The 24,693-nt window shown below is 46.8% G+C and carries 19 protein-coding genes; 16 read left to right on the forward strand and 3 right to left on the reverse strand.

The window, feature by feature from the left end; all coding sequences use genetic code 11:
- Positions 1–197 precede the first annotated feature (197 nt).
- The gene (locus AOQ32_RS06955) at positions 198–1,427 is read left to right on the forward strand and encodes a DUF2075 domain-containing protein (protein ID WP_242976726.1); all 1,230 of its coding nucleotides are present in this window, start codon (positions 198–200) and stop codon (positions 1,425–1,427) included.
- A 74-nt stretch (positions 1,428–1,501) separates the two neighbouring features.
- Here AOQ32_RS06955 and AOQ32_RS06960 read toward each other — a convergent pair whose 3' ends face one another.
- Complete coding sequence (locus AOQ32_RS06960) at positions 1,502–2,275, reverse strand: TIGR01457 family HAD-type hydrolase (RefSeq protein WP_059394184.1); 774 nt, start codon at positions 2,273–2,275, stop codon at positions 1,502–1,504.
- A gap of 158 nt (positions 2,276–2,433) precedes the next feature.
- Between AOQ32_RS06960 and AOQ32_RS06965 the strand changes: the two genes are divergently transcribed.
- Both AOQ32_RS06965 and AOQ32_RS06970 read left to right on the forward strand, forming a co-directional pair.
- Positions 2,434–4,653 carry an LTA synthase family protein gene (locus AOQ32_RS06965; RefSeq protein ID WP_083994458.1) on the forward strand — a complete coding sequence of 740 codons (2,220 nt, stop codon included), beginning with the start codon at positions 2,434–2,436 and terminating at the stop codon, positions 4,651–4,653.
- Positions 4,654–4,696: 43 nt separating this feature from the next.
- The gene (locus AOQ32_RS06970) at positions 4,697–5,593 is read left to right on the forward strand and encodes an RluA family pseudouridine synthase (RefSeq protein WP_059394185.1); all 897 of its coding nucleotides are present in this window, start codon (positions 4,697–4,699) and stop codon (positions 5,591–5,593) included.
- A gap of 60 nt (positions 5,594–5,653) precedes the next feature.
- Here AOQ32_RS06970 and AOQ32_RS06975 read toward each other — a convergent pair whose 3' ends face one another.
- Both AOQ32_RS06975 and AOQ32_RS06980 read right to left on the reverse strand, forming a co-directional pair.
- Positions 5,654–6,391, reverse strand: coding sequence for an MIP/aquaporin family protein (locus AOQ32_RS06975; protein ID WP_059394186.1), 738 nt, complete (start codon positions 6,389–6,391; stop codon positions 5,654–5,656).
- A gap of 86 nt (positions 6,392–6,477) precedes the next feature.
- Positions 6,478–8,508, reverse strand: a complete 2,031-nt coding sequence (locus tag AOQ32_RS06980) for a copper-translocating P-type ATPase (protein WP_059394197.1) — start codon at positions 8,506–8,508, stop codon at positions 6,478–6,480.
- 890 nt (positions 8,509–9,398) lie between these two features.
- Between AOQ32_RS06980 and AOQ32_RS06985 the strand changes: the two genes are divergently transcribed.
- From AOQ32_RS06985 to AOQ32_RS07045, 13 genes are all read left to right on the forward strand, one after another.
- Positions 9,399–10,718, forward strand: a complete 1,320-nt coding sequence (locus tag AOQ32_RS06985) for a chloride channel protein (RefSeq protein WP_083994459.1) — start codon at positions 9,399–9,401, stop codon at positions 10,716–10,718.
- Between the two features lie 249 nt (positions 10,719–10,967).
- On the forward strand, positions 10,968–11,456 hold the full coding sequence (gene purE, locus AOQ32_RS06990) for a 5-(carboxyamino)imidazole ribonucleotide mutase (RefSeq protein ID WP_059394187.1): 489 nt from the start codon (positions 10,968–10,970) through the stop codon (positions 11,454–11,456).
- Positions 11,453–12,577 (forward strand): 5-(carboxyamino)imidazole ribonucleotide synthase, encoded by a 1,125-nt coding sequence (gene purK, locus AOQ32_RS06995; protein ID WP_059394188.1) that lies wholly within the window; start codon positions 11,453–11,455, stop codon positions 12,575–12,577. The genes purE and purK overlap by 4 nt, the downstream gene beginning before the upstream one ends.
- Positions 12,578–12,595: 18 nt before the next feature.
- Complete coding sequence (locus AOQ32_RS07000) at positions 12,596–13,348, forward strand: phosphoribosylaminoimidazolesuccinocarboxamide synthase (RefSeq protein ID WP_059394189.1); 753 nt, start codon at positions 12,596–12,598, stop codon at positions 13,346–13,348.
- 16 nt (positions 13,349–13,364) lie between these two features.
- Positions 13,365–13,613 (forward strand): phosphoribosylformylglycinamidine synthase subunit PurS, encoded by a 249-nt coding sequence (gene purS / locus AOQ32_RS07005; protein WP_059394190.1) that lies wholly within the window; start codon positions 13,365–13,367, stop codon positions 13,611–13,613.
- Between the two features lie 14 nt (positions 13,614–13,627).
- Positions 13,628–14,302: a phosphoribosylformylglycinamidine synthase subunit PurQ gene (gene purQ, locus AOQ32_RS07010; protein WP_059394191.1), complete on the forward strand. Its 675-nt coding sequence runs from the start codon at positions 13,628–13,630 to the stop codon at positions 14,300–14,302.
- 30 nt (positions 14,303–14,332) lie between these two features.
- The gene (purL, locus tag AOQ32_RS07015; protein WP_083994460.1) at positions 14,333–16,576 is read left to right on the forward strand and encodes a phosphoribosylformylglycinamidine synthase subunit PurL; all 2,244 of its coding nucleotides are present in this window, start codon (positions 14,333–14,335) and stop codon (positions 16,574–16,576) included.
- An 11-nt stretch (positions 16,577–16,587) separates the two neighbouring features.
- Complete coding sequence (gene purF / locus AOQ32_RS07020; RefSeq protein ID WP_059394192.1) at positions 16,588–18,129, forward strand: amidophosphoribosyltransferase; 1,542 nt, start codon at positions 16,588–16,590, stop codon at positions 18,127–18,129.
- Positions 18,130–19,188, forward strand: coding sequence for a phosphoribosylformylglycinamidine cyclo-ligase (gene purM / locus AOQ32_RS07025; protein WP_059394193.1), 1,059 nt, complete (start codon positions 18,130–18,132; stop codon positions 19,186–19,188).
- Positions 19,173–19,778: a phosphoribosylglycinamide formyltransferase gene (purN, locus tag AOQ32_RS07030; protein WP_059394194.1), complete on the forward strand. Its 606-nt coding sequence runs from the start codon at positions 19,173–19,175 to the stop codon at positions 19,776–19,778. Before purM ends, purN begins: the two co-directional genes overlap by 16 nt.
- Positions 19,775–21,301 carry a bifunctional phosphoribosylaminoimidazolecarboxamide formyltransferase/IMP cyclohydrolase gene (gene purH / locus AOQ32_RS07035; RefSeq protein ID WP_059394195.1) on the forward strand — a complete coding sequence of 509 codons (1,527 nt, stop codon included), beginning with the start codon at positions 19,775–19,777 and terminating at the stop codon, positions 21,299–21,301. The genes purN and purH overlap by 4 nt, the downstream gene beginning before the upstream one ends.
- Before the next feature lie 18 nt (positions 21,302–21,319).
- Positions 21,320–22,582 carry a phosphoribosylamine--glycine ligase gene (gene purD / locus AOQ32_RS07040; protein WP_059394196.1) on the forward strand — a complete coding sequence of 421 codons (1,263 nt, stop codon included), beginning with the start codon at positions 21,320–21,322 and terminating at the stop codon, positions 22,580–22,582.
- A gap of 10 nt (positions 22,583–22,592) precedes the next feature.
- Complete coding sequence (locus AOQ32_RS07045; RefSeq protein ID WP_059394200.1) at positions 22,593–24,260, forward strand: formate--tetrahydrofolate ligase; 1,668 nt, start codon at positions 22,593–22,595, stop codon at positions 24,258–24,260.
- Positions 24,261–24,693: the final 433 nt, after the last annotated feature.

Raw genomic sequence — 24,693 nt, forward strand, 5'->3', positions numbered from 1 at the left:
TTGGTTAGAGCGCTGTGTTGATAACGCAGAGGTCCCAGGTTCGAGTCCTGGATGGCCCATGATAAAGAAGACCTCGGTCTTCTTTTTTTGTGCAAGAAGTTAAGCCAGTTACTGGTTTTGGCTTCTTTTTTTGTGTTTTCAAATAGCTTTTATCAGCATATTGGTTTTAGAACAACTTTGTCTGACCTATCCAGAAATTGTATAATCAGATTATGGAAAAAATGGGAAATGACAATTTAAAGCCCTTTGATATTGATCATCTGAGTACGAATCAAAGTGGTATTCTTGCTGATTTACAAGAGTACATAAGTGATGGTTTGAAGACACCAGGCCATCACGTAGCGGTGATTGAAGGCGCTGCAGGAACAGGTAAAAGCGTTTTACTAACAAAGCTGTTCAAGAATATTCGCCAAGGTATGAAAGACCCTGACAGCCCCTATCAGGGGTTAAAAACGGTCTTTACCGTTAACCATCCAGAGCTGTTAAAGGTCTACCAGGAAATGGGCGCACGCTATCGAGATCTTTATAAAAAAGATTATGTTCGGCCGACATCACTGATTAATAGTGCGCATAAGACGGATAGTCACTATGATGTTGTTTTAATCGATGAGGGTCATCTCCTACTTAGTAAGCGAGAGCCCTATATTCGCTTTTTTCAGGACAATCAATTAACTGAGATTATCAAGTTAGCGAAGGTTGTGGTCGTTGTTTTTGATTTTCAGCAAGTCATTCAGGGCAAGATGTTTTGGAATGAAAAGCTGTTAAATCAGGTTTTAACCCCCTATGACCATCGAATTTTCCCAATGAACTTTCAATATCGAATGGAAGCTAATGCTTCAGTGTCGACTTGGATTGATAACTTTGTCACTGGCAAACTGTCCCCTTTGCCGGCTGATCAGGGTGATTACGACCTGCGTATCTTTGAACGAGCAGATGCGCTCTTTGCAACGATTAAGGCGCGCAACCAGGAGGGGGGTCTAGCACGTGTGCTGGCAACAACCGGCTTTCAGCGGCGGGCCGATGGTGCCCACCATGTGGTATTGGATGGCTTTGACTTGCCATGGGATGAATTTGATGCGCAGGTTAAGACATGGCCCAACAGACCAGAGTCAATTAACCAGGTTGGTTCCATCTACACGGTTCAAGGCTTTGATCTGAATTATGCGGGTGTCTTGCTGAGCCCAGCATTTGAGTATGATGCTAAGACCGACCGGATGGTCGTTAATCCGACAAAGGTGACTCACAAAGAAATTTATAAAAAGAACCCCAATTTGACGGATGCTGATGCCATCGCCCAGGCCAAGACTGATTTTATGTACAATGCTTTAAATATCTTAGCTAAGCGTGGTAAAAAAGGGCTGTATTTAAAGGCAGCTGACCCAGACCTTAACAACCGCTTGCTTGAATTGCAAGCTCAAGCAAAATAAAAGAAGCCAAAGCCCTTGATTGGGTTGGCTTCCATTTAGAAAAACCGGTTATCCGGTTTTTTTATTCAATTAAATTATTCAACAGACCATTCATCAAAGTTGGCGACAAAATCAGTTGGTTGGTTGACTTCTTTGGCCACTTCAGCCGGTTTGGAAACGCCGGTGTAAACCAGAAGGGTATCGAGGCCGTTTTTGATACCAGCCAGAATGTCGGTATTGTAGTTGTCACCAACCATGACGGGGCGGTCGGGGTGGTTGAGCTTGGCCAGCGCACCTTCCATAATTGGGGCTTCTGGTTTAGCAATAATAGTGGGTTCTACTCCGGTTGCCGTTTTGAGGGCGGCCACAAGAGAACCGGCTCCAGGCAACATACCCTCTTCACTTGGCAGGTTAGTATCAGCATTTGTGGCGATAAACTTTGCCCCACGAGCAATCGCAAAGGTTGCCTCCTTGAGCTTCTGGTAGGTAAAGTGACGATCAAGGCCCATCACCACAACGTTGGCTTCATCAGCGGGTACAAGATCGATACCGGCATTTTCCAAGGCATCTTTTAGGCCAGCTTCGCCAATTAGATAGACCTTTTGGCCATCATCAGTCAAACCTTTAACATAGTCAGCGGTCGCCATGGCTGAGGTATAAACTTGGTCAACCGTTGTTTTGATACCATGGTTGATTGTTAGGTTGTCAGCGACGTCCTTGGCTGTTTTTGTTGAATTATTTGTGACAAACAGGTAAGGAATCTTGGCAGTCTGCAACCGCTCAATAAATCGTTTAGCGGCTGGAATGGGTTGCTTGCCATGGTAGATGGTTCCATCAAGGTCGATTAAATAAGCATTATACTTTGGCATAAAAATATCCTCTTTAGTGGTTCGATTGATTCTATTGTCACGTATTTATTTAAAATTAGCAAGGGAAAAAGAGAGGGTTTTAAAAACAGAAAAAAGATACGTGCTTGAAATGATTTTTAACTGAAAGCCCCCACAAATAGGCGTATAATGGCCTTATTATGGAAAAAGACGTACAAAAAAAGCCGCATCGTTTAAAGGCGGTTTACCAAGCAGGTCGAACAAAAATTCAGACCCGCCTAGGTTTTTATACATTATTAGTTTCGCTATTCATCTTGAAAACTTTTTTGGCTTACGGGATGGATTTTAACTGGATGCACGTGTCGTCATTGTATCAAGTTTTCTTGATGTTGATTAACCCAATCGGGTTTACGATGCTGATTTTTGCGCTGCCGCTGTTTTTTAAGAATCGTAACCTGTATTATGGTGGCATGATGGTCCTTTACACGGCCCTGACGACCTACCTTTATATTAGTGTGACTTATTATCGTGAATTTACTGACTATTTGAGTGTTAACGTGATTTTGAACTACTCGTCAGTTAACCAGGGTGGTAAGGCAGCTGGTGCGATTAGTTTTAGCGCCCACGACTTTTTATTTTGGATTGACGTTGTGATTCTTTTAGGTCTTTTGTTGTTTAAAAAGATTAAGCGTGATCGAAAAGAGGTGCGTCCTGGTAAAACCTCAACCTTGATAGCCATTGGCTGGTTAATAATCATGGCCAATTTGGCACTGGCTGATGTTGATCGGCCCCAGTTGTTGACGCGGCAATTTGACCGGGAATATTTGGTTAAGTATTTGGGTATTGGTCCCTTTACAATCCTCGATGCCTATAACACCTTTAAGACCAGTCAGGTGCGAAAATCAGCAAAACCTGAAGAACTGCAAAAGGTGAAAAAGTATGTTCAAGATCACTACGTTGGCATGAATCCAACCTATGCTGGCAAGGCGAAGGGAAAGAACGTTATTGTGATTCATTTGGAGTCATTCCAGCAGTTTTCGATTGATCGGAAGGTCAATGGACAAGAAGTAACACCGTTCTTAAATTCTTTGTATCACAGCAAGGATACAATTGCTTTCGATAATTTCTTCCATCAAGTTGGTCAAGGAAAAACGTCTGATGCTGAAAATCTATTAGAGACATCGACTTATGGTCTGCCACAAGGTTCGCTCTTTGCCAAGTTGGGCAATGATCAGACCTTCCAGGCCATGCCCGCAATTTTGAACCAACGAGCGGGCTATTCATCAGCTGTTTTCCATGGTAATACCGGATCGTTCTGGAACCGAACGAACGTCTACAAGAACATGGGTTATCAGAATTGGATTTCGGGTGAGTACTTTGATACGAGTGGCAAAAAATCAACCGCTTGGGGCTTGAAGGATAAGTTGCTCTTTAAAGATTCAGTTCCATACCTGGAACGGTTGCAACAGCCGTTTTATGCGAAGTACATCACGGTTTCTAACCATATTCCGTATGAAATTGATAAGGATGACCAGGATCCTAATTTCCAAACGTCTAATTCTGGTTCTAAGTATATTGATAATTACTTTATTACTAACCATTATTTGGATCAGGCCATTAAAGAATTTTTCGATTATTTGAAGAAATCAGGTTTGTACGACAATACGATGGTTGTGCTCTACGGTGACCACTACGGCATCAATAACACGGATACGAAGTATTTGGCCCCGCTTTTGGGCAAGGATCCAAGCAAGTGGACGGATTTGGATAACGAAAACTTGCAACGAACACCGTTGATTATTCATATTCCAGGATTAAAAAATGGAGGCATTAACCATACCTATGGTGGTGAAGTTGATGTGGCTCCAACAATCGAGCATCTTTTGGGGATTTCAAGTAAACGTTATATTCAGTTTGGCCAGGATCTTTTGTCGACGAATCGAAGCCAATTGGTTGTGATGCGTAACAAGGATTGGATGACACCAGAGTATGCTTCTATTTCTGGCACAATCTGGGATACTAAGACGGGTGAAAAAGTCATTGATCCAACGCCCGACCAGGAAAAATTGTTTAACAAGTATCAGACGGAAGCAAACGAAAAGCTTGACATGTCTGACACGCTGAACCAGAAGAATTTGCTGCGTTTCTACCATCCAGACGGCTTCAAGGCGGTTGATGCAGCAGCCTATGATTATTCAAAGTCGAAGACATTGGCTCGCTTCAAAAAGGCCAATGAAAATCTGAGTTCAACGTCCTTGTACACTCAGCATGGCGATCAGAGTACTGTTGGTGACTATGTCACGAATGCGCCGGAAATTAATGATAGCCCAGATTCATTGCTATCGGACTATCCAGGTGCTTCAGTCGCTTTTGCACCAAGCAATGCAAGTAGTAGTAGTAGCAGTAGCAGCAGTAACTAACACAAAATCAGGGGAAACCCTGATTTTTTACTAGGGAAAAGAAATGGTTGCAAAATATCAACGAGAAATTACCATTACGGATCGCTTTGCTGGCTTGGCGGTGAAAGATTACTTGAAACAGATTTTTTTGCCAAAGCATTTGCGGGGGAATTTACGACAAGCAAGGGGCCTACAGGTTAATGGCCAACAGGTCTCGACAGCACACGTTTTAAGGACTGGTGACCATTTAACCCTGACCTTCCGAGAAGAGGTATTCTTGGACCATCAGGGCCCTTATCCAGCCAATATGGCGGTTTCACTTACCATCGTCTATGAAAACGAGGACCTGATGGTGGTGAACAAGCCCGCCGGGATGAAGATGCACCCGCATTCGCCGACGGAAACGGATACGCTGCTCAATTATGTGAATGGTTATTTTCAAAAAAATCCGCAAAAGTCAGCTGGTCAATTGGCTCAGGCCTTTATGGTCCACCGCTTGGATCGGGCGACCTCGGGCCTGGTCATTGTGGCCAAAAATCCAATAGTGGTGCCGATTCTCAATCGTTTGATTAAAGAAAAGATTATTAAGCGAACCTATCTGGCGCGAGTTACGGGCCGATTTGACCAAAAGACCGGAACGTTTGACCAAAAAATTGGCGATCATCCAAGTGATGACCGCTTGCGCTGGTTTAACCCTGCTGGCCAAAACGCTACTACCCACTATCAGGTCTTAGAAGAGGAGAGTGAACGCGACGAAAGTCTTGTTCGTCTTGAGTTGGAAACGGGTAGGATGCATCAACTGCGGGTTCATTTAGCCGGTAACGGTCACCCCATTAATGGGGATGATTTGTATCACGGCAAGGCTGGCAAGCGCCTGGCCCTGCATTCAACGGCTCTTTCATTGATACTGCCCTTTACTGGTGATCGAGTTTTGTTGGAGGAGCGAGATAGATTGATTTAAAAATTAGCAATTAAAAAGGTCCTGACTTTCTAGTCAGGACCTTTGTTGTGTTATGAAAGATTATTCGGCAACTGATTTAACAGTGTCATCGTCTTCGTTCATGAAATATTTAACGACCAAGCCGGCTAAGAGGCCACCCAAAATCTCGGCAATTAAGAAGTACCAGAGATGGGCAGAGGAGGCCAAACCCTTGTAAAGAGCTGGAGCAAGGACGCGGGCTGGGTTAACCAGGCCGTTTGTCAGTGGATAAGTCACAAAGGAAATCAGGGTAAAGCTAATCCCAGTGATGGCAGCGCTTTGCTTGATGTGCTTTTTCAATGCAACTAGGGTGATAAAGACTAGGACGAAGGTAAAGAACAATTCAATGGCCACTGCTAGCCAAACGGAAATGGCACTGGCTGCTGATGGTTCTAACAAGGAGAACAATTGGCTTGCCTTAACAGAAGACGTTGATGAAGAGGATGAGGAGCTTTGCTGTGCATTAATGATTGGGATTAACGTATAAACCGAAAGAGTCAATCCGGCAAAGGCACCAAGGAATTGGGCGAGGAAATAACCGCCAAAGGTTTTCCAAGAGATGTCTTTGTTGATGGCTGCTCCTAAGGAAACGGCGGGGTTAAAGTGACCACCGTTAGCCATGGGACCAAAGATAAACATCAAGGCTGCTAATGCCAGGCCGAAAATTGCCATGGCATCAAAGAGCTGACCGGTTTGGAAGGTCGTGACGTAAATCAAGGCGGTGGTGGCGAAGATCACCAACAGCATCGTCCCAAAGAATTCTGCAAAATACTTGCGCATAAAAAAAGCTCCTTTTATTTGTACTCAACTGCTCATTATACAGCTTTGACATAAAAGAAACTTTAAAAATTCTAATCTTTGCTCGCTTACTTGTGTAAGAGTAACGCATTGATGGCCACAACAACCGTTGAAAGTGACATCACGATGGCTCCAATCAATGGGTTTAACATGATGCCGGCAAAGGCGAAAAGACCGGCGGCGGTTGGAATGGCTAAGATGTTATAGCCAGCTCCCCACCAGAGGTTTTCAACCTCTTTGCGGTTAGCGTTATGGGCTAAGTTAATTAAATCGATAATCTTTGGTAGCGATTGCGAAATCAACACGGCGTCGGCTGATGCCTGGGCTACGTCGGTTCCTGCACCAATGGCCACTGACAAATCAGCTTGGGCCAAGGCTGGAGAATCGTTAATCCCATCACCAATCATCATGGTCTTACCCTTTTGTTGGTACTGCTTGACCAAGTTAATTTTGTCTTCTGGTGAAACTTCTGCCTGGACAACATCGATTCCTAATTCTTGGGCAACCTTATTGGCCGTCTTTTTGGCATCACCCGTGACAAGGACAGGGGTAATTTGGTGGGCCTTGAGTTGGGCAACAAAGTCTTTGGCTGATTCTTTAATGCTGTCACCGAGGGAAACGGCAGCCAAGACTTGATGGCCGTCGGTTAGGTAGGAGATGGAACCATCGGCATCCAGTGGTTCGAAGTCGATGTGTTGTTCCGTTAGGTAACGTGCTGAAACCAGGGAGTATTGCTGATTGTTAACGGTTCCACTAATCCCAGCCCCGGCAATGGTTTGAACATCTTGTCCGGCCGTGACGGTCACACCATCGTCCTGTGCTTTTTGGACGATAGCCTTGGCCAATGGGTGGGATGATTGTTGTTCGAGGGCGGCCATGATTGCGAGGGCATCGTGGTCGCTGATTTTGTTCGTGACTAATTTCTGCACTTGGAAGTGACCGTTAGTCAAAGTGCCGGTCTTATCCATTAGGGCATAATCTAAGTGCTTAGCTGACAGCACTGCGCCGTGCTTCTTAATTAGAATACCATCCTTGGCTGCCAGTGCCTTGGTTCGTTGGATAACCAATGGAATAGCCAAACCTAAAGCGTGTGGGCAGGCAATGATGAGTGTTGTTACGGCGATGTTAAAGGCGGTTGTCAGGCCACTGATGGCCGTCCAGATAAAGAGTGCCAAGATGGCAGCCGTTAAGCCAACCCAGAAAAGCCAGCCGGCAACCTTATTGGCTAATGATTCGGCCTTGGAGGAGCTGGCTTCGGTTTGGTTCAAAGTCTTTTTGAGGTGGCCGATAAAGGAATCATCACCGACGGCTGAAACCTGAACAAGTAAAGTACCTTCACCATTAATTGTGCCACCAATGACGGAGGACTTTTCAGCCTTTTTGACCGGCTTTGATTCACCGGTCATGAGGGATTCGTCTACTTGGGATGAACCTGAAAGGACAGTTCCATCGGCAGGGAAGGATTCACCGGCCAAGACCCGAACGACAGAACCATTCGTGAGGTCACTGACGGGCTTGTCGATGAAGGAATCGCCTTCCTTAACATGGGCCGTTGCTGGAGTAAGCTTTGAAAGTTCGGAGGTTGCGTTGCCGGCCTTCATAGTGGCTTGCATTTCGATCAGGTGCCCCAAGAGCATGATGACGACCAGGGTACCGAATTCAAGGAAGTAGTCCATTGCATCGACCTTAAAGAAGGTCTTGGCGATAAAGGCATAGACGGAAACCCAGAAAGTAACCAAAAGTCCCATGGAAATCAGCGACATCATCGCTGGTTTCTTTTGCTTCAACTCGATTTTCGCGCTCGAAAAGAAGGGTTGTGTACCAACGGCATACATGGCAACCGCCAAAATCAGCATTACCCAGTTGGAACCGGGGAATGTCAATGTAATGGGTAGGTCAACGCCCATAAAGGGAGCGACGAAAAGGAGTGGAATTAAGAGGGCGAAAGACCACCAAAACCGCTGCTTCATGTTGCTGTGATTCATTGGCATACCGCCCATGTCACCCATGCCAGACATATCGTGGTCCATGTGGCTATGATCCATTCCAGGCATGCTACCCATGTTCGACATGTCGTGGTTTTGGTGGTCCATCTTCATCTGACCATCGTGCTCGTGGCCCATCTGCGTGTGGTCGCCATGCCCTTGATGATTATGGTCGTGCCCCATATCCATGTGCCCCATGTCACCGTGGTTTTCATGGGAGCCTCCCATATCCATGTTGCCCATGTCGCTGTGGCCGTCATGGGCATGGTGATCCATCTTCATTTGGCCATGGTCCATTTGCATATGGTTGCCGTGCCCTTGATGATCATGGCTCATATCCATGTCGCTCATGTCACCGTGGTCGTCATGAGAATTGTCCATCTTCATCTGACCATGGTCCATATTCATGTGGCCGTCGTGACCTTGATGGTCGTGGCTCATATTCATATGAGCCATGTCTGTTTTGCTGTTTTCTTCATGGTTGTCGTGATTCATGTGACGGTTCTTGTCAAAGTCGTCTGCCATAAAAGAACTTCCTTTCTAAAAACGAATTTATTTCTTTACCGGTCTAACTTAAAACAAATTCTAATATTATGCAAGTTTTTGAGCTTTCATTTAAAAAATCAATGAAAATGATTTTAGCTAAAAAAGCTGATAAAAAGGCAATAGTGCGCTTTTTAAGATGCTAATTCTTCCCTTTAACAACAAAGAATTAGGGCTGATTTTTCAATGATTGGTATAGTTTCTTTTTCTTTGTAATCGTCAAGAATTTGACTTCGGGTGAAAATCAGGCTGTTATTAGCGCGAGGTTTGGCAGAAAAGACTTTTAACCAGCTTCTTGCATTTTTTGGCCAAATTATGTACATTAGTATGCGGTTATTTACCGCTTATTCTGCGCATGGTTGAGCCATTTTCGGCCAAAAAGGAGACCCTGATTTGCCCAATGAAATTGTCAGAATTTAAATGTTTTCAAATAATCCGATTACCTATCTAAAGGGGAAATTATGGCTAATCAAAATGAACAGTCGCTAGCGGCTGAATTTAAAGAAGAGGAAAGCGCCTTCTGGTCACTGGGGATTGCAACAATCGTGTTGGCGGTGGTTATCGGCTTTGCCGCACTCTTGTTGTCACTCTTTTTGGAACATGTGGAAGTTTTGTTCTTGCACTTCCATGAATCGTTCCGCCACTATAGCCCAAACAGCGCCAGTCCACTGCGACGTTTTCTATCGGTTGTGATCGGCTCGACCATTGCCGGCTTTGTTTGGTGGGCGATTCGTTCCCGTGGACGCAAAATTGTTGGCATTAATGCTGCTTTGAAAGGTGACGAAATGCCACCGATTAAGACGGCCTTAAACGTTTTGGCTCAGATGTTCTTTGTTGGAACGGGTGGGTCCGTTGGTCGGGAGTTAGCGCCTCGACAAGCCGGGGTCATGCTAGCCCAGGTTTATCAAAAGAAGACTGCCAAATGGCGGTTCTTGAAGTTGAGCCAGGAGGATCAAAAATTACTCTTGGCCGCCGCTGCTGGGGCCGGATTTGCCGGCGTTTATATCTCGCCAATTACGGGGATGCTGTTTGCCGTTGAATTGCTGTTGAAGAAGGCATCCGTGAAAACGATTTCGGTGTCTTTGATTATGTCGACGATTGCTGCTTTGATGGGGGCAATTGTGAAGGGCTTTGATCCTTACTATGCCTTATCAAAGGCTGATCACTTCTCGCTGATTTTACTGGTTGTTTCGCTCATCATCGGCCCAATTGCCGGTATCTTTGGGGCATGGGCAAAGCAAGCCTTTGCCTGGGCGCAGAAATATCAGGCGAAGGGAAAGTGGCTTTGGCTAACGATGCCTTTGGTCGGGGTCGTCACTGGGTTAACTGCCTGGGCCTTCCCTTACGTGATGGGAAATGGTCGTGCTACTGCCCAGTATGCCTTTTTGCAAACGGACCATCACTTGCTATACTTCTTCATCGCCCTTGGTTTAGCTAAATTTGTGATGACCTTCTTGAGTCTTTACGCCGGTGGAACGGGTGGCACGTTGACACCATCGATTGCATTGGGAAGTGTCTTGGGCTTGGTTGCTTCCGTGCCTTTGGCACCACTGTTCCCAGGCATCTCACCTTGGCAGTTCGCTTTGATTGGTGCCGTTGCTTTGTTGGCAGCCTCCCAGCAAGCGCCACTGATGGCCATGTTTATGGTCTTTGAAATCAGTCATTTGGACTATTCAGCTTTGATTATCTTTGCCCTTGCGGTGGCCTTGTCATCGTCAACGGCTAAGATTTATTTGAACTGGTGTGACCGTCGTGCTGCAGCAAAATCTAAATTAAGTTAATTTCACTAGAAATGTCAGAATGTTTTTCAACATTCTGGCATTTTTTTATTACAGATAATACATAGGAAAAATGCGGGTTTCTGCCCATTGTTCGCCTTTAGTCTAGAAAACCCTTTTTATATGAGAAAATTATTATTAAAGAGCGAACACAAGTCGCGTCAGTTTTGTTATCATGTGTTTAAAGCGAACTGAACTTTTTGAAAGTGGCTCTATATCGATAAAACACGAACAATACAGGAGGCGTACCGCATGACAGCGCGCGTAGCAGTGGTGATGGGTTCTAAAAGTGATTGGCCAACAATGAAGCTGGCCTTTGATTTGTTGCAAGACTTAGGAATTGCAGCAGAGAAGCACGTAATTTCAGCTCACCGAATGCCAGTTCAACTACAGGAGTTTGGTTCACAAGCCAGAGAGAATGGCTTGGAGATTATTATTGCCGGAGCAGGTGGGGCAGCTCATTTGCCTGGCATGTTAGCCGCCAGCACAACAATCCCCGTTATCGGGGTGCCAGTTAAGTCCAGTAACTTAAACGGTCTTGATTCACTTTTGAGTATTGTTCAAATGCCCGGAGGGGTGCCAGTCGGCACGATGGCTATCGGTAATTCCGGCGCTAAGAATGCGGCCCTCTATGCCGCTTCGATTTTGTCATTACAAGATGAAAAGATTGCCGCTAATTTGGCTGATTTCCGCGCTAAGCAAACTGCTAGCTCAATTGAAAGCGAGGGGGAGTTGCAATGACAGAGGCTAATCGTTACCTTGAACCAGGGAAGACCATCGGGATTATCGGTGGTGGTCAGCTAGGGCAAATGATGGCCCTTTCGGCTAAGGAAATGGGTTATAAGGTGATTGTCTTAGATCCAACGCCAGCTTGCCCAACTGCTCAGGTTTGTGATGATCAAATCGTGGCCGAATATGACGACCAAAAGGCCCTCCAGGAGCTGGCGGACCGGTCAGATGTTTTGACTTATGAATTTGAAAACGTCAGCCAAGAGGCTCTAAAGGACTTGAAGGATGCCTATGTACCACAGGGTGTCCGTCTCTTAGAAATTACCAGTAACCGCTTGGCGGAAAAAGCCTTTATCCGCGATGAAGCGCAGGTGCCGGTTGCTAAGTTTGCCCGGGTTGAAAGCCCAGCGGACTTAGATCAGGCGGTCACTGAGGTTGGCTTGCCAGGCATTTTGAAAACGGTCAGTGGTGGTTACGATGGCCATGGCCAATTTGATTTAAACACTGCCGCTGATGTTGAAAAGCTCAAGGCCAACTGGCCGGGTGGCGTGCTGATTTTAGAGCAAAAGATTGCCTTTACCAAGGAAGTCAGCGTGATGGTAACCCGGACGAAGCAGGGACAACTGGTAACGTGGCCAATTTCTGAAAACGTTCACCAAAATCATATTTTGAAGACCTGCATGATTCCAGCAGCGATTACCAAAGACCTGGATAGCCAAGTCCACGAAATTGCCAAGACAATTGCCGACAAGCTTGATTTACGCGGTGTCTTGGGTATCGAACTTTTTGTCGACCAGGACAGCAACCAGGTCTGGGTCAACGAATTAGCACCACGGCCACATAATTCTGGTCATTACACGATTGAAGCCTGCAATATTTCTCAGTTTGAGGGACATATTCGCAGTATCGTCGGCCTACCAATTCCAGAAATTAAGCTCCATGACCGCGCGATGATGGTCAATTTGTTGGGGGATGAATTGTTAAAGGCGCGTCAGGCCTTCCCTGACCATGCCGACTGGCATTTCCATGATTATGGAAAGGCAGCCGTCAAGCCCGGTCGGAAGATGGGCCACCTTACGGTGGTTGGTCAACCGGCGATCGAAGATTTAAGCACATATTTCCAAACCATTTAATCAGGAGAGTAAGGAAAAATGACAGAAAATACAGTTGAATTTGGCGGACAGCAACTTACCCGTGGTGACTTGCTTTATGAAGGAAAGGCCAAGCAGGTTTTTGCAACCAACGACCCTTCCATTATCTGGATGCACTACATGGACCAGGTAACTGCTTTGAATGGGAAGGTGAAGGAAGAATACAGTGGTAAGGGTGAGTTGAATTCAAGCATCTCAAACCTCCTCTTTACTTACTTATCTAATCAAGGCTTGCAACATCACTGGTTGGGATCAATTTCTGCCACCGATGAGTTGGTGAAGAAGGTTGACATCATTCCTTTGGAAGTTGTTACTCGTAACTATACGGCGGGTCACTTTGTTTCTCGCTTTGGGGTAGAGCCAATGCAACAGTTGTCACCCCGTGTGCAAGAACTGTATTACAAGTCCGATGAGCTCGATGATCCCTTTATGAACGATTCACAGGCGGTGTCTTTGCACTTTGCCAGCGAAGCTGATTTAAAGACGGTCTACGGCTTGGCTGACCAAGTCAACGAGCTCTTGGTTGCTTTGTTTAACAAGATTGACATTACTTTGATTGATTACAAATTAGAATTTGGTCGGTTAGCTGATGGACAAATCATCTTAGCCGATGAACTTTCACCAGACAACATGCGTTTGGTTGATCAAAAGACGGGCAAGTCCCTCGATAAAGACGTTTTCCGCCAGAAGCAAGGTGACTTGCGTGTTGGCTACCAGGATGTATTGCAACGCCTGCAAGACGCGTTGAAGTAAAAGGAGTACAGAAAAAATGTATTTGGCAAAAATTTACGTAACCTACAAGCCCTCAATTTTGGACCCGCAGGGGGTCGTTATTAAGTCAGCCTTGAAGCGCTTGGAATACCAAGGCATCGAGGACGTTAGCCAAGGAAAGTACTTCCAAGTGAAGTTAACTGGTGCCGATAAGGCTGCCGTTGCCAAGGAAGTTGAATCCTTGGTTGAAGAATTATTAATTAACCACAATACCGAAACGTATACTTACGATTTGGAAGAAATTTAAAAAGGAGACCACCCATGAAAGCTGCTGTCATTACTTTTCCGGGTTCTAACTGTGATATGGATATGTATCACGCTTTGGAATCGTTCGATGTTGATGTCGATTTATTAGACGACCAGGTCAGTGACCTTTCAGCATACGATGCCATCTTTATTCCAGGCGGCTTTTCTTACGGTGATTACCTCCGCTCAGGTGCCGTTGCTAAGTTTTCACCAGCGATGGACGCCGTTAAGGTTGCTGCTGACAACGGTCAGTTGGTTGTTGGTATCTGCAATGGCTTCCAGATTTTGACGGAAGCCGGTTTGTTGCCCGGCCAACTTCTGGTCAACGAACAACCTGGTTTTATCTGCGATGAAGTCAACTTAGTTGTTGAAAATGCTGATAGTAACTTTACCAACACTATGAGCAAGGGTGATGTCTTGAAGGTCCCAATCGCTCACGGTGAAGGGAATTATGTTACTGATGAAGCCACTCTCAAGGAATTGGAAGACAACCATCAAGTTATTTTCCGCTACCAAGAAAATGTTAACGGATCGATGAATAAAATTGCCGGTATCACCAACAAGGCCGGTAACGTTTATGGGATGATGCCTCACCCCGAACGAGCAGTTGACGCCTTAACTGGTAACGACAGCGGTCGTGCTTTCTTCGAAAGCCTGTTACACGCAGTCGATCAAAAAGCCCGCGCCTAATCAACACATCCGTTTTAAAGGAGAATTTGGATGAGTACCCAACAAACTAACCCAATGGCAAATGAGCCAAGCCCAGATATGATCGCTGAAAAGCGGATTTATGCCGATTGGGGTCTAACAGACCATGAATACGATTTGATTGTTGACCACCTTGGTCGCCGCCCAAATTATACCGAAGCCGGAATTTTTTCCGGAATGTGGTCAGAACACTGTTCTTACAAGAAATCAAAGCCTGCTTTGCGCAAGTTTTGGTCGAAAAACGAACGTGTCTTACAAGGACCTGGTGAAGGTGCCGGTATCTTAGATATTGGTGATGGCCAGGCCGTGGTCTTTAAGGCCGAGAGTCACAACCACCCTTCTTTTGTTGAACCTTATGAAGGGGCTGCGACTGGTGTTGGTGGTATTTTGCGCGATATCTTCTCGATGGGTGCCCAACCAATCGCCGTTTTGGATTCTTTGCGCTTTGGTCAATTGGACAATGCCAAGACACGTCAAATCGTTGATGGTGTCATCGCCGGCATTGCCGGTTATGGCAATGCCATTGGGATTCCAAACTTGGGTGGGGAAATTGCCTTTGATGAATCTTACGCAGGAAACCCACTGGTAAACGTGATGTCCGTTGGTTTGGTTAACCAAAATGAAATGCAAGTTGGTCAGGCTAAGGGATCAGGAAACACGATTATCTATGTCGGTGCTAAGACTGGTCGAGACGGCATCAACGGTGCCAGCTTTGCCTCAGCAGAATTTTCATCAACAGAAGAATCCGACCGTTCAGCTGTTCAGGTTGGGGATCCCTTCTTGGAAAAGTTGGTCATGGATGCCACGATTGATGCCATTAAGAAGTATGGTAAGAGCATCATTGGTATCCAAGACATGGGTGCTGCTGGCTTATTGTCATCAAGTTCTGAAATGGCCTCAAAGGCTGGCACTGGAATCGAATTGAACCTTGATTTGGTCCCACAACGTGAAGCCGCGTTGACGCCATACGAATTGATGTTGTCCGAATCACAAGAACGGATGTTGCTTGTTGTCCAAAAGGGCGAGGAACAACCAGTAATCGACCTCTTTGAAAAGGCCGGTTTGGATGCCGTTGCAGTTGGTACGGTGACAGACGACGGTCGTTACCGTTTGAACTTCCACGGTGAAACAGTGGCTGACGTGGACATTGACTTTTTGACGAATGCACCTGAACCTAAGTTGGCCCAGGAAGAACCTGCTCGTTTGAAGGAAGCCAGTGCTAGTCAATACCAGCCAAACGTCGCAGATGCCAACCAGGTCTTGCTTGACCTTTTGGCACAGCCAACAATTGCTTCAAAGGCAAGCCTGTTCCGGCACTTTGATTCCCAAGTCCGCGCCGACACGGTTGTCAAGCCAGGTGGGGATGCCGGTGTGACACGAATTCGCGGCACGAAGAAGGCCTTGGCCATGACGACCGATGTGAACAGTCGCTACGCTTACTTGAACCCATTTGTTGGTGGTCAAATGGCCGTGACCGAAGCTGCCTCAAACTTGGTCGCAACCGGTGCCTTGCCAATCGGGATGACGGATTGCTTGAACTTTGGTTCACCCGATAATCCAGAAGTTTATTACGAATTACATCAATCAGTTGAAGGAATCACGGATATGGCCAAGCGCTTGAATACCCCCGTGATTTCTGGAAACGTTAGTCTTTATAACGAAACGGACAACAAGGCAATCTTGCCAACCGCCATGGTTGGAATGGTTGGTTTGATTGCTGACAACCAACACATTACCCGTGCCGAATTCCAAAACGATGGCGACCAGGTTTACCTAGTTGGTACTATCGGGGATACCTTTAACGGTAGCGAAATTCAAAAGATGCAGACTGGTGAAATCGCCGGTCAATTGGCTGATTTTGACGTTGACGCTGCTCAGGCAAATCAAGACTTTGTTTTGCAGGCAATCGAAGCCGGTCTAGTTACCAGTGCACACGACTTGAGCGAAGGTGGTTTGGGCGTTGCTTTGGCTGAAGCAACCTTCCCAAATGACTTTGGTTTGCAAGCTGATTTTGCAGGAACGACTGCACAATTGTTCGCAGAAGTGCCAGGACGCTTTGTTTTGTCCGTACCAAGCGAACAAGCAGCTGCATTTGAACAAAAGATGACCGAAACAAAGGCAGTAGTTGCCAAGTTGGGTCAAGTAACAAAGGACGCAGTCATTGCTATCCAAACAAAGGATGGCCAAGTAACGGTTGACCAAAAGGCCGCCAAGGCAAGTTATCAAAATGCGATTCCGCAATTGATGGCTGAATAAGGAGCACACCAATGAATCAATATGTGAATGAAGTGACCGAACAAGCGGCTTACTCATCATTAAATGAAGAATGTGGCATCTTTGGTGTCTGGGGTCGTGATGATGCGGCCAATTTGACTTACTATGGTCTGCATGCGTTGCAGCACCGTGGTCAAGAAGGAGCCGGGATTGTTGCGAACAATCAGGGTCACCTGTGGCAGGAACGTGGCATCGGTCTTGTTGCCGAAGTTTTTGGTGACCCACGTCGTTTGGAAGCCCTAAAGGGGCAGGCAGCGATTGGCCACTTGCGTTATGCAACGGCTGGAGCGCATGGGATTGAAAACATCCAACCCTTGATGGCTAATTTCCATGATATACAATTGGCCTTGGCCCACAACGGGAACTTGACCAATGCGCAAACTTTGCGCAACCAGTTGGAAGAAGATGGGGCGATTTTCCAGTCCTCATCTGACTCTGAAATTATTTTGCACTTGATTCGTCGGTCACAGGCCGAAACCTTTGATGAAAAAATCAAGGATGCCTTGAATCAATTGCGTGGTGGCTTCGCTTTCTTGTTGCTGACACCACACGCCCTGTATGCCATGTTGGACCCACACGGCTTCCGACCTTTTGTTATCGGTCAAATGCCTGATAACGGTTCTTACGTGGTTACTTCCGAAACGGCTGCTCTCCATGTTGTTGGGGCTAAGTACGTGCGCGATGTGCAACCAGGTGAATTGATTCGAATCGACAAGGATGGCATGAACATCACCCACTACACAGACAAGACGACATTGAACGTCGATGTGATGGAATATGTTTACTTCGCTCGTCCCGATTCTGATATTCACGGAATCAATGTTCACCAAGCGCGGAAGCGAATGGGGGTTGCATTGGCTAAGGAACAACCAGTTCCTGGTGCCGATATCGTTGTTGGGGTACCAAATTCAAGTTTGTCTGCCGCTAGCGGTTATGCCGAAGGCGCCGGACTACCAAACGAAATGGGCTTGGTCAAAAATCAGTACATTGCTCGGACATTTATCGAGGCCACCCAAGATAAGCGTGAACGCGCCGTACGGATGAAGTTATCAGCAGTTGAAGCCGTCGTTCGGGACAAGAATGTTGTCCTCGTCGATGATTCCTTGGTTCGCGGCACAACTTGTCGTTATATTGTCCGCATGCTCAAAGAAGCTGGGGCAAAATCAGTCCACGTTCGAATTGCGAGCCCAATCTTTAAGTACCCAGCCTTTTACGGGATTGACGTTCAAACCCGGGCCGAATTGATGGGAAACAACCATACTTTGGCCGAAATGACCGAATTAATTGAAGCGGATTCACTGGAATTTTTGAGTAACGAGGCTTTGGTGGCATCAATTGGTTTGCAGATGCCAGATGGTGAAACCGGCTTAACGACTGCCTACTTTAGCGGTCACTACCCAAGTCCGATTTATGACTACAGCCCAGAAATGGCTGAAGCCAAGGCAAGTGGTGAGGTAACCTTTGATGAAGAGCCAACCAGCTTGTATGTTCCGCAAAATCCAGCAGAAGATCAGCGAGTAGAAGGAGCAAATTAAATGGCAAAAGAGCACAACGCTTACGAGGCAGCTGGGGTTGATATTGAAGCGGGGAACAAGGCCGTTGAATTAATGGCTGACGCCGTTTCGGCTACCTACACACCAAACGTTGTCTCCGGACTAGGTGGTTTTGGTTCTGTTTACGCCCTTGATGCGGGCATGAAGGAACCGGTCCTGATTTCCGGAACTGATGGCGTTGGGACCAAGCTTCTCTTAGCAATTGCCGCTAACCGGCATAACACGATTGGTCAGGACTTGGTGGGGATGGTCGTCAATGACATCCTAGCTCAGGGTGCCAAGCCAGCCTTTATGCTGGACTATCTGGCCGTCGACAAGATGCGACCAGCAGTTGCCGCCGAAATCGTGACGGGCATTGCCAAGGCAGCCAAGGAAGCACAGATTGCCCTTGTTGGGGGTGAAAGCGCCGAGTTGCCTGGCTTGTACCAACCACACCACTACGACCTCGCTGCCTTTGCGGTTGGTGTGGCCGAAAAAAGTCGGTTGCTACAAAACGAGAACGTCCAGGTTGGTGATGTTTTGATTGGTTTGCCATCTTCTGGTGTTCATTCCAACGGTTATTCTTTGGTTCGCCAGGTCTTGGGTATCCATGATGATGCCAATGCCTTCAACAACTTGCCAGATTACTTGCAAGAAGAAATTTTGGCACCAACAAAGCTGTATACCAACGCTTTGTGGCCATTGGTTGAACAGGGATTGGTGCACTCAGCCGCCCACATTACGGGTGGTGGCCTTGTTGAAAACTTGCCACGAGCCTTGCCAAAGAACGTCCAAGCAAAAATCAGTTGGGGCACATGGCCAATTTTGCCAATCTTTAAGAAGTTGCAAGAGGCTGGTAACCTATCCCTCGATGATATGTTGTTGACCTTTAACAACGGTTTGGGCATGGTCTTGACGGTCCCTGCTGACAAGGCGGACGCTATTTTAGACCAGTTAGCAGAACGCGATGAACCAGCCTATCGGATTGGTGAAATTGTGCCAGCTGAAGCAGATCGTGAAGCGGTCTTCTTTGAGGGGGATGCGCCATGGCCAGCCAAGTAAAGCAACGAAAGGCCCGGTTGGCCGTCTTTGCTTCTGGGACAGGAACGAACTTTTCTGCCCTGCAAGAGGCAATTGTTGACAAAGACTTACCGGCAGAAATCGTTTTGGTTGTTGTTGATCACCAAGACGCGCCAGTTATCGAGCGCGCGACAAAGTGGAATATTCCGGTTTTCAAAGTGCGGTACCCAAGCTATGAAAGTAAGGCGGCAGCCGAACAAGCCATTGTAGAAGAATTACAGGCACACCAAGTTGATGGGATTTTGCTTGCCGGCTATATGCGCATCTTGACGGAAACACTGCTTTCCGCCTTTCCACAAAAGATTGTTAACCTGCACCCGGCCTTGTTGCCCAAGTTCCCTGGTCGCCATAGTATCCTAGATGCTTATGAGGCCGGTGTCCGGCAAACGGGTGTGACTGTTCACTTCATCGACAACGGTATTGATACTGGACCAGCAATTGCCCAGCAGGCAGTGCCACGATTGCCAGAAGATTCACTGGAAGATTTGACTGAACGAATTCACGCAGTTGAACATGAACTTTATCCAGCAGTATTAGCTGATTTACTAGAAAAAGGGGTATTTTTACAATGAAACGGGCCTTGTTAAGCGTTTCCGATAAGACAGGTTTGGTAGACTTTGCCAAGCAATTAGTAGCATTAGACTTTGAATTGGTGTCAACGGGTGGTACACACAAGGCTTTGGCCGATGCCGGTTTGGATGTCATTGGCATTGAAGACGTCACGAACTTCCCAGAAATGTTGGATGGTCGTGTGAAGACTTTGCACCCCCGCGTGCACGGTGCTTTGTTGGCCCGTCGCGACTTGCCTGAACACATGGCAACTTTGAAGGAACATGACATTACACCAATCGACATGGTGGTTGTGAACTTGTACCCATTCAAGGAAACGATTTTGAAGCCTGACGTCACCGATGCGGATGCCATTGAAAACATTGATATTGGTGGCCCATCAATGTTGCGTTCAGCAGCCAAGAACTTTGCTGCTGTTTTGCCAGTCGTTGATCCAACGGATTACGAAGCAGTGATTGCCCACTTGAAGAGTGGCGAAGATGACCAAAAGTTCCGCCGTCAATTGGCAACGAAGGTCTTCCAACACACTGCCGCTTATGATGCCTTGATTGCCTCATATTTGACTGACAAGGAATTCCCAGAACAATTGACAATTTCTGGTGAAAAGTTTGATGACATGCGTTACGGTGAAAACCCAGACCAAAACGCTGCCGTTTATACAAGTGCATTGCCTGAAAAGTATTCAATCTTGAATGCTGATATCTTGCACGGTAAGCAATTGTCTTACAACAATATTCGCGATGCTGATGCAGCCTTGCGCATCATTGCTGAATACGATGAAACAACAGTCGTAACGGTTAAGCACATGAACCCAGCTGGTATTGGTCAGGGCGCAACGATTGAAGAAGCTTGGGACCAAGCCTTTGCTGCCGATGATATTTCAATCTTTGGTGGTATCGTGGCCTTGAATCGCGAAGTTGATTTGGCAACTGCTGAAAAGATGCACGCGATTTTCTTGGAAATCATTATTGCCCCAAGCTTTACCAAGGAAGCTTATGAAGTTTTGGCCAAGAAGAAGAACTTGCGTCTTTTGACTTTGCCATTCACAACGGATGTGCCAAATCACACTGAAGTAACTTCTGTCTTGGGTGGCTTTGTTGCCCAGGACCGTGACTTGTTGTCCGAAACGGAAGCTGATTTTAAGGTCGTATCAAAGGCACAACCAACTGCCGAACAGTTGAAGGCAATGGTCTTTGCACAAAAGGCTGTTAAGCACACGAAGTCCAACGCCATTGTGGTAGCCCGCGATGGTCAGACATTGGGTGTTGGAGCCGGTCAACCAAACCGAATTGACTCAGTAAAGATGTCAATCGAAAAGGCCAAGGCAAAGCCTGGCTTTGAAGATGCTGTTTTGGCATCTGATGCCTTCTTCCCAATGGATGATTCAGTGGCTTACGCCGCTGAAAACGGCATCAAGGCAGTGGTTGAACCTGGTGGATCCATCAAGGACCAAGATTCAATTGATAAGGCCGATGAATTGGGCTTGGTTTTGGTCTTCTCAGGTCGTCGTCACTTCAAGCATTAAGCAAGAGGAACAATCGTTATGGCAAAGGTATTAGTAATTGGTTCAGGTTCGCGTGAACATGCGCTTGCCCAAACATTTTTGAGAAGTCCCCAGGTTGATGAAGTCTTCGTGGCTCCTGGGAACGATGGCATGCAGGAAGAAAACTTGACTCGCTTACCCATTGGGGCAAACGACTTAGATGCCTTAGTTCAGGCTGCTCAAGATCAACAGGTCGATTTGACCTTTGTCGGCAACGAAGATCCTTTGATTTTAGGAATTGTCGACCGCTTTGAAGCCGCAGGCTTGAAGATTTTTGGTCCAAATGCCGTTGCCGCACAGTTGGAAGGGTCAAAGACCTTTGCCAAGGAAATTTTAACTGCTAACCAAATTCCAACGGCCAAGGCTGTGACGGTGACAAGCCAAGACGAAGCAAGGTCAGCGATTGCTAGCTTTGATTGGCCAATGGTCTTTAAGCTGGATGGTTTGGCGCTCGGTAAGGGTGTCACGATTATCGAAGACCAGTCGAGTGCCGATGAATACCTGCAGAGCCTGTACAAGAAGGACCCAACCGCTAAATTAGTGATTGAGGAATTCTTGAACGGGGTTGAATTTTCCATCTTCTCTTTGGTGGGTCAAGATGGCCAGGTTGTCCATGCGCCAATGGCACAAGACCATAAGCGCCGTTACGATCATGACCGCGGACCGAATACCGGTGGAATGGGGGCGTATAGCCCACTTTCTTGGTTGCGCCCAGCGGATGCCAAGCAGGCAGTTGATGAATTAGTAACACCAATGTTAGCTGCTATGGCTGACCGGGGGACACCCTTTACCGGTGTCTTATATACCGGGGTGATGTTAACTGCAGCAGGACCAAAGGTGATTGAGTTCAACGTGCGCTTTGGTGATCCAGAGGCCCAGGTGGTTTTGCCTCAGCTCCAATCTGATTTTTATCAATTAATTTTGGACTTGTTGGCAGGAAAAGAGCCAGAAGTACAGTGGCAAGAAGACGATGTCTACTTAGGGGTTGTATTGGCAGCGCCGGGCTATCCACAGGCACCCGAGAAGGGGGGCGTGGTGCCAACGGCAGCTGATTTGTCACCATTGACGGTTAATTACGCTGGTGCTAAACTTGCTGAAAATGGCTTGGTCGCTAGCGGTGGTCGCGTGGCAACGGTTGTTGGCCATGCCAAGGACACGGTGAGTGCGCAGGCCTTAGTATATGATGTTTTGGATAAGACCCATGGTGACTTAGTTTATCGTCATGACATCGGTCATTGGGCGGTTGACTTAGCGAAAGAATGAGGATGTGCCAGTGAAAACAGATATCGAAATTGCACAAGAAGCAGTTGTTCAACCAATCAGCGAGATTGCTGAAAAAGCAGGCTTGCAGGCGCATGAAATTGAGCCTTACGGCTATGATAAGGCCAAGATTAACCTGGATAAAAGTGTTGATCGTAAATCAGACTTAGGTAAGCTGATTTTGGTGACGTCGATTAATCCGACACCGGCTGGTGAAGGAAAGTCAACTGTAACGGTTGGCCTGGCGGATGCCTTGAGTTTGGCTGGACAAAAGACTATGATCGCCTTGCGGGAACCTTCCCTTGGCCCAGTGATGGGCCTCAAGGGTGGGGCGACCGGTGGTGGTTACTCGCAAGTGATTCCAATGGCTGATATTAACCTGCATTTCACTGGTGATTTCCACGCTTTGACGAGTGCTCACAACACACTGGCGGCAGCGCTGGATAACAGTATTTACCAAGGCAACCCATTAAAGATTGATCCTCGTCGCGTCTTGTGGAAGCGGGTTTTGGATATTAATGACCGTGCTTTGCGTCACACGACGATTGGTCTTGGTGGACCAACTTCAGGTGTGCCACGCGAGGATGGCTTTGATATTACGGTTGCTTCCGAGTTAATGGCCGTTTTGACCCTCTCAACTGATTTACAAGATTTGAAGCAGCGGATTAAAAAGATTGTCGTGGCTTACAACTATGATAAGGAGCCGGTGACGGTTGCTGACTTGGGTGTTGCTGGCGCCTTGACCGTTCTCTTGAAGGACGCGATTAAGCCCAACTTGGTTCAGACGTTGGCCCACACACCAGCTATTATTCACGGCGGTCCATTTGCCAATATCGCGCAGGGAACAAACTCCGTTTTGGCAACGAAGACGGCGTTGAAATTAGCGGACTACGTTGTCACGGAAGCTGGTTTCGGTGCGGACCTTGGTGGCGAGAAGTTTATGGACATCAAGGTGCCAAAGCTGGGCAAGGCACCCGATGCGGTTGTGGTTGTTGCGACCGTTCGTGCTTTGAAACACCACGGTGGTGCCGCGCTAGCTGATTTGAACCAAGAAGACCTGACAGCCTTAAAGGCTGGGGTGGAAAACCTTGGCCAAAACATCAAGGCCATGCAACGCTATGGTCGCCCAGTTTTGGTAGCGGTGAACCGGTTCACGGCTGATACCGACGCTGAAATTAAGATGATTGAAGACTTTGTGGCGACACTGGATGCCCAGGTCTTCTGGGCTGATGTTTGGGCCCAGGGTGGTGCTGGTGCCAAGGACCTTGCCCAGGCGGTGATTGAAACTATCGACCAGGCGAATGCTGATTTTACCCCACTGTACCAAGAAGATGCGCCTGCATTGGAGAAGTTGCAGGCCATTGTTGAAAACATTTATGGCGGCGCAGCTGTCGAACTATCTGCTAAAGCGGAAAAGCAATTGAAGGACTTTGCGCAATACGGTTGGGACAAGTTGCCAATCGTGATGGCGAAGACGCAATACTCGCTTTCTGATGATCCGAAGAAATTAGGTGCACCGAAGGACTTTACGGTTCATATCCGTGAGTTCGTGCCCAAGTTAGGTGCAGGGTTCTTAGTTGCTCTGACCGGGTCAATTTTGACCATGCCTGGCTTGCCAAAGCATCCAGCCGCCTTGGACATCGATATTGATGAAAACGGGCAGATTACTGGTTTGTTCTAATAATATGAATAATTAAAGGTTCTTGTTTTTGGTTGTCATTGTCGTGCCTTGAAGAGGGCGACGGCTGAAAAAGCAGGGATGTTATCAATAAAAAAGATTTCTGAATTTATTCAGAAATCTTTTTTTATGTCTGGCGCTAGTGTTTATGCGGGAGATTGAATGAGAGGTTCGCAGCGTTTCCCATCAGATTAATAAAAAAATAAAATTAGTGTTGACTCATCAAATTCTCATGTTATAATAAAATCATCATTAAACAAGACGAAGAAAGAAAGGCGGTTTCACTTATGAAGAATACTATGAATCAAAGTCAAATCGCTCAATCTCAATTCGCGTTGTTGCTCAGCTTGCTAATGTACTCCTAGTAAGTTGATTTTTGAGTTTGTCAGCTACTGGGAGGAAACTTCCAGTAGCTGCTTGGGCAAAAGGGGCCCCC

Origin of the sequence: Fructobacillus tropaeoli (genome assembly GCF_001047135.2) — a bacterium.
GTDB classification, from domain to species: domain Bacteria; phylum Bacillota; class Bacilli; order Lactobacillales; family Lactobacillaceae; genus Fructobacillus; species Fructobacillus tropaeoli.

What these genes read in the sequence shown, in the direction of transcription:
- AOQ32_RS06960 (WP_059394184.1), bottom strand. Translation starts at nt 2,275, where the DNA reads ATGCCAAAGTATAATGCTTATTTAATCGACCTTGATGGAACCATCTAC.
- AOQ32_RS06965 (WP_083994458.1), top strand. Translation starts at nt 2,434, where the DNA reads ATGGAAAAAGACGTACAAAAAAAGCCGCATCGTTTAAAGGCGGTTTAC.
- AOQ32_RS06970 (WP_059394185.1), top strand. Translation starts at nt 4,697, where the DNA reads ATGGTTGCAAAATATCAACGAGAAATTACCATTACGGATCGCTTTGCT.
- AOQ32_RS06975 (WP_059394186.1), bottom strand. Translation starts at nt 6,391, where the DNA reads ATGCGCAAGTATTTTGCAGAATTCTTTGGGACGATGCTGTTGGTGATC.
- AOQ32_RS06980 (WP_059394197.1), bottom strand. Translation starts at nt 8,508, where the DNA reads ATGAAGATGGACCACCAAAACCACGACATGTCGAACATGGGTAGCATG.
- AOQ32_RS06985 (WP_083994459.1), top strand. Translation starts at nt 9,399, where the DNA reads ATGGCTAATCAAAATGAACAGTCGCTAGCGGCTGAATTTAAAGAAGAG.
- purE (WP_059394187.1), top strand. Translation starts at nt 10,968, where the DNA reads ATGACAGCGCGCGTAGCAGTGGTGATGGGTTCTAAAAGTGATTGGCCA.
- purK (WP_059394188.1), top strand. Translation starts at nt 11,453, where the DNA reads ATGACAGAGGCTAATCGTTACCTTGAACCAGGGAAGACCATCGGGATT.
- AOQ32_RS07000 (WP_059394189.1), top strand. Translation starts at nt 12,596, where the DNA reads ATGACAGAAAATACAGTTGAATTTGGCGGACAGCAACTTACCCGTGGT.
- purS (WP_059394190.1), top strand. Translation starts at nt 13,365, where the DNA reads ATGTATTTGGCAAAAATTTACGTAACCTACAAGCCCTCAATTTTGGAC.
- purQ (WP_059394191.1), top strand. Translation starts at nt 13,628, where the DNA reads ATGAAAGCTGCTGTCATTACTTTTCCGGGTTCTAACTGTGATATGGAT.
- purL (WP_083994460.1), top strand. Translation starts at nt 14,333, where the DNA reads ATGAGTACCCAACAAACTAACCCAATGGCAAATGAGCCAAGCCCAGAT.
- purF (WP_059394192.1), top strand. Translation starts at nt 16,588, where the DNA reads ATGAATCAATATGTGAATGAAGTGACCGAACAAGCGGCTTACTCATCA.
- purM (WP_059394193.1), top strand. Translation starts at nt 18,130, where the DNA reads ATGGCAAAAGAGCACAACGCTTACGAGGCAGCTGGGGTTGATATTGAA.
- purN (WP_059394194.1), top strand. Translation starts at nt 19,173, where the DNA reads ATGGCCAGCCAAGTAAAGCAACGAAAGGCCCGGTTGGCCGTCTTTGCT.
- purH (WP_059394195.1), top strand. Translation starts at nt 19,775, where the DNA reads ATGAAACGGGCCTTGTTAAGCGTTTCCGATAAGACAGGTTTGGTAGAC.
- purD (WP_059394196.1), top strand. Translation starts at nt 21,320, where the DNA reads ATGGCAAAGGTATTAGTAATTGGTTCAGGTTCGCGTGAACATGCGCTT.